Consider the following 400-nt stretch of genomic DNA (forward strand, 5'->3'; position numbering starts at 1 on the left):
CTAACAAAATCGTTCTTCATAATCTCCACTTGAAAAAACTTGTGCTATATTCAGTGTATCTTGTAAATACAGCACTCAAACGAAGGGGGTGATTCAAGTGCATAGAGCAGTAAAGGTTAGGCTTTACCCAACACCCGAACAGGAATTGGCGTTAGTCAAATCGTTTGGTTGTGTACGGTGGTATTGGAATTTTGCCTTAAATGCCTGTATTCAGCACTATCAAGAAACTGGGAAAAGTTTAAAGTTAGCAACCTATAAAGGGATGCTCCCTCAACTCAAAAAGGAATATCTTTGGCTCAAGGAAGATTGTTATTCATCGGTTCTCCAATGTGTAGCAATTAACCTAGACAGAGCCTATAAAAACTTTTTTAAAGGACAAGCTAAATTCCCTAGATTCAAG

Annotated in this window: 1 protein-coding gene; it reads left to right on the top strand. The window is 38.0% G+C overall.

All coding sequences use genetic code 11. The features are described 5' to 3' along the window. Positions 1 to 97: 97 nt before the first annotated feature. Positions 98 to 400, top strand: a 303-nt coding sequence (locus M595_RS28600) for an RNA-guided endonuclease InsQ/TnpB family protein (protein WP_152983654.1), incomplete at its 3' end; no start/stop codon positions are given.

It is taken from the genome of Lyngbya aestuarii BL J (genome assembly GCF_000478195.2).
In the GTDB taxonomy this organism is placed as follows: domain Bacteria; phylum Cyanobacteriota; class Cyanobacteriia; order Cyanobacteriales; family Microcoleaceae; genus Capilliphycus; species Capilliphycus aestuarii.